The organism is Nocardia sp. NPDC049526, assembly GCF_044465765.1.
Taxonomy (GTDB): domain Bacteria; phylum Actinomycetota; class Actinomycetes; order Mycobacteriales; family Mycobacteriaceae; genus Nocardia.
Genome location: NZ_JBITMA010000020.1, coordinates 89283 through 104248, shown reverse-complemented (window position 1 = coordinate 104248; position 14966 = coordinate 89283). Strand labels below are relative to the sequence as shown.

The following is a 14966-nucleotide window of genomic DNA, read 5'->3' as shown; positions in this document are numbered from 1 at the left end:
TGTTTGCTCAGCTCAGGTGGTTGCGGAACTTGCTTCAACTGATTTGGTCGATGAATTCGAATAGCTCGCGGTCGTCCGCGGATTCGAGGCTGTCGGCGCCGCCGCCCGGGCCGAATTCGCCGGTGTCCTTGTCTTCGAGCTCACGCAACAGCGCGGTCAACCTGCTCGCGATATCCGACCGGTCCACCGCCGACAGCTCGGCCGTGGCACAACTGCGCGCCAGCGACTCGAGCTCGGCCGCAATACGTTCCGCGGGGTCGTCGACCGGAACGATCTCCTGCCGGAGGTAATCGGCCAGCGCCTCCGGAGTCGGATAGTCGAACATCGCGGTCGCGGACAACTGCACACCGACAGCCGATTTCAGCCGGTTGCGGAATTCCATCACGCCGAGCGAGTCGAATCCGATATCGCTGAACGGCTTGTCCGGCGGGGTCGAGTTCGCACTCGTGTGTCCCAGCACGGCCGCGGCCTGGGCCCGGATCACGTCGAGGATGACGCGTTCCTGTTCGGCGGTCGAGCGGCCGAGCAGTCGCGTCAACAAAGACGCGGAGCCATTCGACGCTGCCGACGGCGCGCTCGTCGTATCGACCACCCGGCGGTTCGATGGCCGCGACAAGCCGCGCATGACCGCGCGCACATCGTCGGGATGCGCCTCGCCGAGAGCGGTCCGGTCGATCCGGACCGCCACGAACGCCGACCGGCCGCCCGCCAGTGCGGCGTCGAACAGCTCCATGCCGTCCGCGTCGCCCAGCGGAAGGAGACCTTCGCGCCGCAAACGGGCTAGGTCGGCCGCGCCGAGCGTGCTGGTCATACCGCCGCTCTGCTCCCACGGTCCCCATATCACCGACGTCGCGGGCAGACCGGTCACGTGCCGGTGTTGCGCCAGCGCATCGAGGAAGACATTGGCGGCCGCATAGTTCGCCTGGCCAGGATTGCCGATCACGCCCGCGATCGAGGAGTACAGCACGAACGCCGACAGATCCAAGTCCTTGGTCGCCTCGTGCAAATTCCAGGCCGCATCCACCTTGGGCCGCAATACCGTCGCGATCTGCTCGGGCGTCATGGTGGCGAGCAGACCGTCTGCCAGCACACCCGCCGCATGCACGACAGCGGTCAATGGATGCTGCGACGGTATTGCCGCCAACACCGCGTCCAGTGCGGCTCGATCGGCCGCGTCGCACGCGACCACGTCCACCTGCGCACCGAGCGCGGTCAGCTCGGCGGCGAGTTCGGCCGCGCCGGAGGCTTGCGGACCACGCCTACCCGCCAACACCAGCCTGCGCACACCATGGACGGTGATCAGGTGTCGTGCGGCCACCGCGCCCAGTCCACCGGTGCCGCCGGTAATGAGAACAGTGCCCTCGGGCCGCAACGGCACCGGCACGGTCAGCACGTTCTTGCCGATATGCCGGGCCTGGCTCAGGTACCGGTAGGCGTCCGGCGCCTGCCGCAGGTCCCACGCGATGGTCGGGAACGGCGCCAAAGCACCGGCATCGAAAAGATCGACCAGCGCGGTCAGAATCTCGTGCAGCCGATCCGGCCCCGCCTCCATCAGCATGAAGCTGTGGTAGTCCACCCCCGGATGTTCGGCGGCCACCTCGACCGGATCACGCCGGTCGATCATGCCCATTTCGACGAACCGGCCACCGCGCGGCAGCAGACGCAGCGACGCGTCCACGAATTCGCCTGCCAGCGAATCCAATACGATGTCGACGCCACGACCGTCGGTGGCGTCGAGGAACTTCTGCTCGAAATCCAATGTGCGCGAGTTCCCGATCTCAGCGTCGTCGAATCCCGAATCGCGCAACACATTCCATTTCGCCTCACTGGCGGTGACCAACATCCGCAGGCCCAGGTGTCGCGCGAGTTGCACGGCCGCCAGGCCGACGCCACCGGTCGCCGCATGCAGCAGCAGCGTCTCGCCGGGCTGCGCATCGGCCAGGTCGACAAGGCTGTAGTAGGCGGTCGCGTAGACGATCGGAATCGCCGCGGCCTGGGTGAACGACCAGCCGCGCGGCATCGGCGCAAGCAGTCGGCGATCGACCACCGCCACCGATCCGACACCCGGGATCAACCCGAAAACCCGGTCGCCGGGCGCGAATTCGGTCACATCCGGTGCGACCTCCAGGACGACCCCGGCTCCCTCACCACCAGGCCGACCAGCCTTGTCGGGGTAGGTGCCGAGCGCCATCAGCACATCCCGGAAGTTGAGGCCGACCGACCGCATACTCACCCGGACCTGCCCTGGTGCAAGCGGTTGCAACGCGGTTGGATGGTCGCTGAAGGTGAAATTGTCCGCGGTCAACGTGCCCTTGTCGCGCAGAGTCAGCGCCCATGCCGGGGCATTTCGCGACGCGACGTCGAGAGCGTTCGAACCACCGCGGTTCAGGCGCGGCGCATATGCCTTCCCGCGCCGCAGGGCCAGCTGGGGTTCGTCGACCGTAGCCGAAGCCAGGGTCACAGCGGGCCGATAGTCCGCCCAGTCTTCGACATCGATGAGGACAATCCGGTCCGGGTTCTCACTCTGTGCGGTACGCAGCAGACCCCACACCGCTGCAGTGGCCAGGTCCACCGGCTCGTGGGGACCTACCGCGACCCCCTGCCGGGTCACCACGACGATGAGCCGGTCCTGTATCAGCAGCCGCTGCACCTGCGCCGCGAGGTCGCTGATCAGATTCCGTACTGCCACAGGGAGATTGCCGTCGACGGCGGGAGAGTCGGTGCGCGACAGCTCATTCCATCGCGGAGCGTCGAGCCGCAACACCGTCGCGTCCCGCCCCGCGATCGTTATGGTTGCACCGTCATCGGCGGGGCTCCAGGCGTCGGCCGCGGTGAGCGCACCCGCAGGCTCGGGTAGCGCGACCCAGTCCAGCTCGTAGCCGACACCGTCGGTGCGACGGTGCACCGAGCCGAGCGCATCAGCGGACAAGGTCCGCAGCGTCAGTGCCTCCACGTCGGCCACGGCCATGCCCGCCGGATCGGCGAGGGTTACGGCGATCCGCTCACCCCCCGGCCCGGAGCCGGTCACAGCAGCACGGACCCGCACCGTGGTCGCGCCCGTCGCATACAGGGCGATGTTCTCCCATGAGAACGGGACCGCGATCGCACCGGCCCGGGTGTCGGGAACCAACCCACCGAGCAGGACCGCGTGCAGCGCGGCATCCAACAATGCCGGATGCACACCGAATGTCGAGCCGTCCGATCGTGCGGACTCCGGCAGTACGACCTCGGCGAACACCTCACCGTCGCGCCCCCACAGAGCGGTCAATCCGCGGAACGCCGGTCCGTACTCATAGCCCCGCTCGGCCAGGTCCGCGTACGCGTGATCGATCGCTATCGCCGTCGCACCCGCGGGCGGCCAGCTCACCGGGCCGGGGTTGATCGGGGGCATGTCCGACCCGGCGGTGACCGTCGCGACCGCGTGGCGAATCCATTGTCCCGCTTCGTCGTTGGGCAAGTCCGAATCATCGCTGTTCGACCGCGAGTACACCGACACCGTCCGCGCGCCGCTGCCATCCGGTCCGCCCGCCACGACCCGCAGGTCGACGGCCCCGGCGTCCGGTATCGGGAGGGGTGCCTCGATCACCAGCTCCGCCAGTCGCGGGCAGTCCACCACCGTTCCCACATGCAGGGCCAGCTCTACGAGCGCGGCTCCGGGCAGCAACACCACCCCGGTGACGGCATGATCGGCCAGCCAAGGATGAGCGGCTCGCGACAGTCTCCCGGTGAACACCACATCCTGGGAGTCCGGCAACCGCAGCATCGCGCCCAACAGCGGATGTCCCGCATCGTCCAGGCCCGACTGCCACAGGTCCGCCGCGTCGACCGGCCGCGCCCAGTAGCGTCGATGCTGGAACGCGTAGGTGGGCAACGTCATCCGATGCGTGGAGCGGCCCGCATACAGCGGCGTCCAGTCCACCCCTACGCCGACGACAGCGGTCTGTGCCAGCGCGGACACGAACTGCGTCGGCTCGTCGAGCGAGCGCCGGGCGGTCGCGACCACCGTCGACTTGGCCTCGACGGCCGGAGTCTCGACCAGACATTGCCGAGTCATCGCGGCCAGCACCGCATCCGGTCCGATCTCCACGAACCGCCGCACACCTGCCTCGACCAGGGTGTCGATTCCTGGCGCGAACCGGACGCACGCCCGCACCTGCTCGACCCAGTACTCGGGACCGGTCAGCTCGGCAGCGACCACGACCGCCGAAACGTTCGACACGATCGGCAGCAGCGGCTCCCGATACGTCAATCCTGCCGCGACAGAACGGAACTCGTCGAGCATGGGCTCCATCAACTCCGAGTGGAACGCATGACTGACACGTAGCCGGGAGATCTTCACTCCCTCCCCGACGAACCGATCACCGATCTCGTCCAGCTCCGACGCTGCCCCGGACAGCACCACCGACGACGGACCGTTCACCGCCGCCAACGACACCCGCTCGCCGTACGCGGCGAGCACCGCCACCACCTCGGCCTCCGGCAGCGCGACCGCGAGCATTGCCCCGCCCCCCGGCAAGGCACCCATCAACCGGCCCCGGGCCGCCACCAGCGCGCAAGCATCCGAGAGCGACCACACCCCCGCCACATACGCCGCCACCAACTCGCCGATCGAATGCCCGATCAGCACATCCGGTGTCACACCGAACAATTCGATCAACCGGAACAACGCCACCTCGAACGCGAACAACGCCGGCTGAGTGAATTCCGTCCGATCCAGCACACCCTCGCCGTCGGCGAACATCAACTCTCTCAGCGAACGCCCCAACAACGGATCGAACTCCGCACACACCTCGTCCAACGCCGCCGCGAACACCGGAAACGCCCCGTACAGGCCCGCACCCATCCCCACCCGCTGCGCACCCTGCCCCGTGAACAAGAACGCGGTCTTCCCCGAACCCGCCGCCCCCTCGATCGTGCCCGGCGCGCCTGCCGCCAAATCGGCCAAACCCGCCAGCAATTCGTCCCGATCCCGGCCGACGACGACACCCCGACGGTCCAGCAATGCCCGCGAGTCGACCAATGACCGTGCCGCCGACCAGATGTCGACCTCCGAACGATCGGCCAACCACGCCCGCAACCGCTGCGCCTGCGCCCGCAGGCCCTCCTCCGACTCGGCCGACAGCGTCCATGGCACCGCGGCGATATCGACGTCCGGTCCGGCCGCACCGCGCTCAGGCACCGAAACCGCCTGGGCCGGAGCCTCTTCGATGATCACGTGCGCATTGGTGCCGCTGATCCCGAACGACGACACCCCGGCCCGGCGCACCCTGTCGCCGACCGGCCACGCCTGCGCCTCGGTCAACAGCTGGACATCACCCGCAGCCCAGTCCACGTGTGGGCTCGGCTCGTCCGCATGCAGTGTCGTCGGCAGAGTTTGGTGCCGCAACGCCTGCACCATCTTGATCACACCGCCGACACCCGCCGCCGCCTGCGCGTGACCGATATTCGACTTGAGCGAACCAAGACGCAGCGGTTCTCCCGCACGGTCCTGCCCGTAGGTGGCAAGCAACGCCTGCGCTTCGATCGGGTCGCCCAGCGCCGTTCCCGTTCCGTGCGCCTCGACCGCATCCACATCCCGCGGATTCAACCCGGCATTAGCCAACGCCGCCGCGATCACCCGCTGCTGCGACGGACCATTCGGCGCCGTCAAACCATTGCTCGCACCGTCCTGATTGATCGCACTGCCACGCACCACCGCCAATACGTCGTGGCCCAGACGACGTGCCTCCGACAGGCGCTCCACGATAAGTACCGCTGCGCCCTCGGACCACGCGACACCGTCGGCCGCGGCCGAAAACGACTTACACCGGCCGTCTCGAGCCAGACCACGCTGTCGCGAAAATTCCTGGAACACCATCGGTGTCGCCATTACTGTCGCGCCACCGACCAACGCCAGCGAACTCTCCCCCTGACGCAGCGCCTGGCAGGCCAGATGCAGCGCCACCAGCGACGACGAGCAGGCGGTATCCACCGTCATCGCCGGTCCTTCCAGCCCCAGGGCATAGGCCACCCGTCCGGAAGCCACACTCCCCAAGCCGCCGGTGAGGACATACCCCTCGACCTCGGGACCGGCCTTACCCGTCACAGCCTCGTAGTCCTGGTACATCACGCCCGTGTAGACACCGGTGTCGCTGCCGCGCAACGACGTCGGGTCGATCCCCGCGTGCTCCAGCGCTTCCCAGGACACCTCCAGCAGCAACCGCTGCTGGGGATCCATCGCCGTCGCCTCGCGCGGGCCGATCCCGAAAAAGCCCGGATCGAAATCACCTGCGTCATAAAGGAATCCACCGCGACGGGTGTAGACCGTCCCCGGCTTGTCCGGATCCGGGTCGAACAGCCGCTCCAGATCCCAGCCACGATCCGACGGGAACTCGCCGGTCGCATCCCTGCCGGAAGCAACCAGATCCCACAGCGCATCCGGCGATTCGACGCCGCCGGGGAACCGGCAGGCCATGCCCACGATCGCGATGGGTTCGTCCACGCGGACGCGGCGCGACACCCGTGCCGTCCTGGCACCGGAATCCGTTCCCGCGATCGTGGAGTGCACAAGGGTGGCGACGGCCGCGGCGGTGGGGTGGTCGAAGACCAGGGTGGACGGCAACTGGACACCGGTGGCCTTCGCCAGCCGGTTGCGGAATTCGACGCCGCCCAGCGAGTCGAATCCCAGTGCGTCGAATCGCTCGACGGGACCGATGTCCTCGGCGGAACCGTGCCCCAGCACCGCCGCCGCGTGCTCGCGGACCAGGTCGAGCACCACCTCGGCGCGTTGCGCCTCCGGCACCCGGCTCAGTCGTATGGCCAGTGAACTCGACGCGGCCGCGGTCCGTTCCGTGGTGCGGGGCAGGAAACCGCGCAGCACCGTCGGCACCGCACCGTTGCTCGCTTCGCGCCGCAGCTCGGCCGGGTCGAACCGAATCGCCGCCAAGTGCGCGGCGGCGCGACCGGTAGCCGCATCGAACAGCCGCAGACCTTCGTCGTTCCCGATTGCGTGGAGACCGAGCCTTTCCCAGCGGGCGACGGCACTGCGGTCCAAACCACCGGTCATGCCGCCGGCGGAGTTCCAAGGCCCCCAGCCCAGTGAGATCGCGGGCAATCCGTCGGCACGGCGACTGTGTGCCAGCGCGTCGAGGAAGGCATTGGCTGCCGCGTAGTTGCTCTGTCCCGCCGATCCGATCGTTGCCGCGATAGACGAGAACAGCACGAAGGCCGACAGGGCGCGGTCGCGAGTGAGCTCGTGCAGGTGCCATGCGGCCGCGGCCTTCGAGCTGAACACACGCCGCAGTTGCGCAGTGGTCAGGCCCGCGAGGGTGCCATCGTCGACGACACCGGCCGCATGGACCACGCCGGTCAGCGGATGATCGGCCGCTATCGAATCGAGCAGGGAACGGAGGGCTTCTCGATCGCCCACGTCGCAGGCCGCCACTGCGACAGCAGCGCCGGATTCCGACAGCTCGGACACCAGTTCTCTTACGCCGTCGGCAGTTTCGCCACGCCTGGACACCAACAGCAGGTGGCGGACTCCGTGCGCGGTGACCAGATGTCGAGCCACCAGTGCGCCGAGGCCACCGGTGCCGCCGGTGATCAGGACCGTGCCGGCACCGAACGGCAGCGCCGCGTCGCGACTCGATGAGGTGTTGCGGTCGGGCGACGGCTGGGCCGGTCCCGGGTCGGCCTCGTGCTCCGCTCGCGCTCGCACCAGTCTGGGCACGAGCAATGCTCCGGCGCGCACCGCGGCCTGTGGTTCGCCCGCCGCGAGCGCCGCACCGACGAGTGTCGAGTCATCCATTGGCGCAACGGCCGACGGATCGGTGTCGACGAGAATGAACCGCCCAGGATATTCGGACTGGGCGCTGCGCATCAGGCCCCAGACGGCGGCCGCGGCGAGATCCGGTGCCTCGCCCGGCAGCGCGGCACCGTTCGCGGTCACCACGACCAGCCGGGTGTCGGCCAGACGACCCTCGGCCAGCCAGGCCTGCACCGTCGCCAACACCATTTCCAGGTGACCGCGAACGACCGCCGGATCGTCGGCCGCGGCGCTGTGCTCGGGATGCCAGCTCACGACATCCGGGATCTCTTGTGCCGCAGCGATTTCCGAGGGGCTCGGATAGCACGCGCCGATTCCGGCAACCGGCTCCGAACCGAGTACGGCCATCCGGTCCGCGGTGACACTCGCTGTCGCTGTCGGCGCGGGCGTCCACTGGACCTCGTAGAGGTCGGCGGCATCCCCGGCCAGGGTGCCGCGCAGCTGTTTCACGTCATAGGGCCGCATGACGACCGCGTCGACGGAGACCGCGGGCCGTCCCGAATCGTCTATGGCCGCAATGGAAATCGTCTCCGGTCCGCGCGCCGTGGCAATGACCCGCAGCGTCGTCGCCTGGACCAGCGGCCGGTGCAGTCGCGCTCCGCCCCAGCGGAACAGCAACCGGCCGGTGTCCGGATCGCCGTCCTGATCGCGCCAGAGGAGCCCGGCCAGCCCGGCGTGCATCACCAGGTCGAGCAGAGCCGGATGCAGCTCGAACCGCTCCGGTTCGGGCGCGGCCGCCGTATCGAGGGTGACCTCGGAGAAGACGGTCTCCCCCCGCTGCCATGCGGCACTGACACCGAGCAACGCCGGACCGTATTCGAGTCCGGATACGGTGGCGATCCGCTCGGGAATCCATGCCGGGTCGAGAATTTCGGCGTCGATCGGCGGCCAGGCCTCGTCCCGCAACAGGTCCAGCAGCGCGTCATCGCCGTCTCTGGTGGGGGCCAATACACCGCTGGCGTTGCGCACCCATTCGCCCGCTCGACGACCCCCCTGACGGAAGTAGAAGCTGAACTGCCGTCGCCCGGCTGGGTCCGGCTCCTGCACCGACACCTGGAGTTCGACCTCGTCGTCTTCCGACGGCGGTATCGGAGCCTCCAGGGTCAGCTCCTCGACGACGCCGCAATCTATGCTGCTGCCCGCAACGAGCAGAAACTCGACGAGGGCCGCGCTCGGCAGCACCACAGTGCCGTAGGTCATATGGTCGGCGACCCACGGGTGGGTCGCCAGCGAGAACCGGCCGGTGAAAACGAACTCGTCCTTACCGGCCACCGGCACCACACCAGTGAGCAACGGGTGGGCAAGGGCGTCGCCCGTGGCTTCGGGGCGCGGCGGCAACCAGAAGCGCTGGTGTTGGAAGGCGTACGTGGGCAGGGGAACTCGTCGTATCGCCCGGCGACGCAGCAGTGGCGTCCAATCCACCCGCACACCGAATGTGTGGGCGTGCGCCAGCATCGTCGAGAACTGTTGAGGCTCATCGTGATCCCGGCGCGCGGCCGCGGCCACCACCGAGGTCGACTCCGCGTCCACCGGAAGGGTCTGCCGGGTCATCGCCGCCAGCACCGCGTCGGGCCCCACTTCCAGGAATCGACGCACACCCGAGGCGAGCAACGTCTCGATGCCCGGCGCGAATCGCACCGCGGCCCGCACCTGACGAACCCAGTAGGCGGGTTCGGTCACTTCGTCCCCGGCAAGCTGACCGGACACATTCGACACCATCGGCAGGCGTAGCCGGTTGTAGGTCAAACCCTTTGCGACGGACTCGAATTCGGCCAGCATCGGCTCCATCCGATGCGAGTGGAAGGCATGGCTGACGCGCAGCCGCGACGTCTTCGCGTCACGCTCGGCGAATCGGCCTTCGATCTCGCCGACCGCGTCCTCGTCACCCGAGATCACCAGAGCCGCCGGCGCGTTCACCGCGGCGACCGACACTCGGCCGGGATACCGGGCGACAACATCATTCACTTCGGTTTCGGACGCTCCGATGGCCAGCATCGCTCCGCCCTCGGGCAACGCACCCATGAGACGTCCGCGCGCCGCCACCAACCGGCACGCGTCCGCGAGCGACCACAGGCCCGCGATGTAGGCGGCCGCGAGTTCTCCGATCGAATGGCCGATCAACACACTCGGGGTGACGCCGAACGACTCCAGCAAGCGATACAGCGCCACCTCGAAGGCGAACAACGCGGGCTGGGTGAACTCCGTCCGATCCAGCACCGTGACACCGGTATGGCCACCAGCGACGCCGCTGAACATGACCCCTTTGAGCGAGCACTCCAACACCGGATCGAACTGGGCGCACACCGAATCCAGCGCGTCCGCGAATACCGGGAACGCCTCATACAGGCCGGCGCCCATACCGATCCGCTGTGCACCCTGACCGGTGAACAAGAATGCCGTCTGCCCCGAACCGACGACGCCGCCGATCACACCGGTACCGGTCCCCGATTCGGCGAGATCCGCCAACCGCTCGAGCAACTCGTCCCGATCGCGACCGAGGACCACACTCCGCGAATCCAGCTGCGCCCGCGACGTCGCCAGCGCATAGGCCGCATCCGCGATGTCGACCTCCGGCCGCTCCGCCAGCCAGGCCCGCAGCCGGGCGGCCTGCGCACGCAAACCCGCCTCGCCCTTACCCGACACCAGCAACGGGGTGACCGGCACGGTAACTTCGGTGTCTTCCCCGGCGGCCGCTACCGGTGCGGCAGGTGCTTCTTCGAGGATCACATGCGCGTTGGTGCCGCTGATCCCGAACGACGACACACCCGCCCGGCGCACCCGATCTCCGGCGATCCACGGTTCGGCTTCGGTCAGCAGGCGCACGGCGCCCGCGGCCCAATCCACGTGCGGCGTCGGCGTTTCGGCGTGCAGCGTCCGCGGCAACCGCTCGTGCCGCATGGCCTGCACCATTTTGATCACACCGGCCACACCGGCGGCGGCCACGGTATGGCCGATATTCGATTTCAAGGAACCGATCCGCACCGGTTCCCGATCGCCACGATCCTGTCCGTAGGCGGCGATCAAGGCCTGTGCTTCGATCGGATCACCCAGACTCGTGCCGGTCCCGTGCGCCTCCACGGCGTCCACATCGACCGCCGAGATCCCCGCATTGGCGAGGGCCTGCGCGATCAACCGCTCCTGCGACGGACCGTTCGGCGCGGTCAGACCGTTGCTCGCGCCGTCCTGGTTCACCGCACTACCGCGAATAACGGCCAGGATGTCGTGCCCGAGCCGCTGCGCATCCGAAAGCCGCTCCAGCACAAGGACGCCCGAACCCTCCGACCACACCACACCGTCGGCGGCAGCCGAGAACGCCTTGCAGCGGCCATCCGGTGCCAGGCCGCGCTGGCGGGCGAAGTCCACGAACAGATACGGGCTGGCCGCGACGGTCACGCCACCGGCGAGAGCCAGCGAGCTGTCGCCCTGGCGCAGCGCCTGGCACGCCAGGTGCAATGCCACCAGCGACGACGAGCACGCCGTATCGACCGTCACCGCCGGGCCTTCCAGGCCGAACACGTACGCGACGCGCCCCGAGATGACGCTGTGCGACGTGCCGGTCAGCCGGAAACCCTCCAGGTCGCCGGTCACCCGTCGCGAGTAACCCGACGAGCAGGCACCGGCGAATACGCCGGTATCGCTGCCCCGCAACGACATCGGGTCGATACCCGCGTCCTCCAGCGCTTCCCACGAGGTCTCGAGCAGCAGCCGCTGCTGCGGATCCATCGCCGACGCTTCGCGTGGGCTGATGCCGAAGAAGCCGGGGTCGAAATCACCTGCGCTGCTGAGGAATCCGCCGTGGCGGGTGTAGACCGTGCCCGGTTTGTCGGGGTCCGGGTCGAACAGCCGGTCCAGGTCCCAACCCCGATCGGTGGGGAATTCGCCGATCACGTCCCGACCCGCGGTCATCAGGTCCCACAGGTCCTCGGCGGACCGCACACCACCGGGGAATCGGGCGCCCATGCCGACGATCGCGATCGGTTCGTCCGTGGTCGTGCGCCGCGATACCCGGTGCTTACCCCGGTCGTTTCCGGTGACCCGGGCTCGCAACAGCGTCGCGACCGCACTCGCGGTCGGATGGTCGAAGATGAGCGACGCGGGCAGCGGCACACCGGTTGCCCGTGTCAGCCGGTCCCGCAGCTGCACCCCACTGACCGAATCAATGCCGAACTCGGTGAACGGCAGGTCGGGGTCGATTGATCGGCCCGAATCGTGGCCTAGTACGGCGGCGGCATGCTCACCGACGATATCGAGAACTACTGTGTCACGCTGATATTCGGGGGCAGCCAGCAGTTTGCGGGCCAGCGGGCTGTCGTCCCACGCATCGCTGCGCTCCCGGTCTTCGGGAATTCGGACGTCGGAAATTTCGGGGAAGCCACCGGAAGTGACCAGCGCACCGGACCAGAAGTTACGGCGCTGGAACGCGTATGGCGGCAGGTCGACCCGCGCACCACCGGAGACCAGCGCGCGCGGTTGCACCGGCACACCGGCGCAGTAGGCCTGTGCCAGCGACGCGATGAACCGTTCCGGGCCGCCAGCACCGCGCCGCAACGACCCGACAACGAATACGCCCTCGGCCGCACCGGCCGCCTCGGCGGTCAGGGCGATCCCCATCGTCAGCACCGGATGCGGGCCGACCTCGATGAATCCGGTGATACCGGCGCCGATCAGCGCCGTAACGGCATCGGCGAATCGAATCGGTTCCCGCTCCGACCGATACCAATATTCGGCGTCCAGTTCAGCCGTGTCCAACCGGTCGGTGAATACCGTGGAAAAGAACGGCACCGACCCGGATCGTGGTCGGATCGGCTCCAGTTCGGTGCGCAGCCGATCGCGGATCCGCTCGATCGCCTTCGAATGCGACGCGTAATCGATCGGAACCCGACGGGCCCACACACCGTCGCGGGCGCAGTCGGCGAGGAATTCCTCCACCGCCGAAACGTCACCGGAAATCACACTTTGCGCCGGTCCGTTCACCGCCCCCAACGACAGCCGATCCCCATACGCCGAAAGACGTTCGCGGACCGCATCCGCGTCGAGTCCGATCGAGGCCATACCGCCCTGCCCGGCCAGCTCATCACCGAGCGCCCGGGACCGGAGCGCCACCACACGCGCCGCATCGGACAGCGATAGTCCACCGGCAACATGTGCGGCGGCGACCTCGCCGTGGGAATGGCCGATCACCACGTCCGGCTCCACACCGGCCGCTCGCCACATCCGGGCCAGTGAGACCATCACCGCGAACAGCGTCGGCTGCACCACATCCACGCGATCCAGCGCGGGCGCGTCACCTTCGCGACGCAGCACCGCCGTCAGCGACCAGTCCACGTACGGTGCAAGCGCCGCTTCACATTCCGCGATCGACTCCGCGAAAGCACCACCGGAATCCAGCAGGCCCAGCGCCATACCCTCCCACTGGCTGCCATTCCCCGGGAAGACGAACGCGACCCGCCGCTGCTCGGCCCGCCCGGTTGTCGGCTCGATCGCCATAGCGGGCGCGGTCGGGTCGGCCAGGGCCGCCAAACCCGCCAGCAGCTCCGCCCGATCTCGCCCGACAACGCTTCCGCGCCACTCCATTTGGGCTCGCGCGACCAGCAGCGAATGCGCCACATCGACCACATCCAGCTCCGGATGGCGCAGTAGCCACTGCCGCAGCCGGGCCGCCTGTGCACGCACACCGCCCTCGCTGCGGGCCGAGACCACCCACGGCACCGCAGCGGGCTTGCTGTCCACCGTGGAAGCGGCGGATCCGACGGCGGGCGCCTCCTCCACGATCACGTGGGCATTCGATCCCCTCGTACCGAACGACGACACACCTGCCCTGCGCACCTCAGCCACGGGCCAGTTCTCGGTGCCCGTCACGACCCGTAAACCCAAGTCCGCGAGCGGAATTCGCGGATTCTGCGTCTCGAAGTTCAGGCTCGCCACCAGTTCGCGGCGGCTCAGACAGAGCACTGTCTTGATGAGGCCCGCGATACCGGAAGCACCTTCCAGATGCCCGATATTCGTCTTGACCGATCCGACGGCCAGCGGCGCATCCTGCGCCCGGCGCACGCCGTAGGTTTCGCCGAGCGCCGCGGCCTCCACCGGATCGCCGGCGGGTGTTCCGGTTCCGTGCAATTCGACGTACTGCACCGACGGTGCCTCGACACCTGCCGCGGTCAGCGCGGAGCGGATCGCCGCCGCCTGCGCATCGCGACTCGGGGCGCTCAGCCCGCGGCGCTCGTTGTCGGCGTCGACCGCACTGCCGCGGATCACGGCATGAATCCGGTCGCCGTCGGCGACCGCCTGCGCCAAGGGTTTCAGCACCACAATGCCGCCGCCCTCGCCGCGCACGAACCCGTCGGCCCGCGCATCGAAGGTGTAGCAGGCGCCGAGCGCCGACGGCGCGCCCAACTGCTCGATGCGCTCACCGCTGCTCGGCGACAGGATCAGGTTCAGTCCACCGGCCAGGGCCATGTCGCTCTCGCCGCGACGCAGGCTCTCACAGGCCAGATGCACCGCGACCAGCGAGGATGCCTGGGCGCTGTCGACCAGGATGCTCGGACCGCTGAAACCGAAGTAGTTCGAGATGCGGTTCGCGATTTCGGCGAAATCGCTTCCGGTGCAGCCGAGGAAAACACCACCCCGCCGGGCATCGCGCGCCGTGGCTGCCAGGCCGGCGTCCTCGAGCGCCTCCCAGCTCAACTCCAGTGCCAGCAACTGCTGCGGATCGATTGCCCGCGCCTCATTCGGCGAGACCCCGAAGAAGTCCGCGTCGAACTCGCCTACGGTGTCGACGAATCCGGCCCGCTCGGTGACGCTCTGCCGCCCCGCTGGAGCTGTGCCGATCGCGGCACGCCCCTCGCTGAGCAGCTGCCAGTAACTGTCGAGATCGGCCGCGCCAGGCAGTCTGCAGGACATGCCGACAATAGCGACCTCGAACGCCGATCCGGTCACCTCTGAACATCCTTCCCAAGGCAGGCTGGGACCCGCCGTAAAGCCTCTGACGAGTGTGTATGTCGTCTGCGGCAAAGGAATCAGACGATTCCTATTTCGGACATAACGGATTTCGACGCGATCGAGGCTCAGCGAGGAGCCTTGAAGGATACGGAGCGTCTTCCGCAAGCGACCTGGGGCCCCGAGGAGACGGCGCGGGCTAGGCCCAAACTGGAAACGGTGTGCC

1 protein-coding gene is annotated in these 14966 nt (G+C 68.3%); it reads right to left on the bottom strand.

Features of this window, described 5'->3' with window-relative positions; translation table 11 throughout:
• Positions 1-34: 34 nt before the first annotated feature.
• Positions 35-14740 carry an SDR family NAD(P)-dependent oxidoreductase gene (locus ACIBW7_RS39130; RefSeq protein ID WP_397055496.1) on the bottom strand — a complete coding sequence of 4902 codons (14706 nt, stop codon included), beginning with the start codon at positions 14738-14740 and terminating at the stop codon, positions 35-37.
• Positions 14741-14966: the final 226 nt, after the last annotated feature.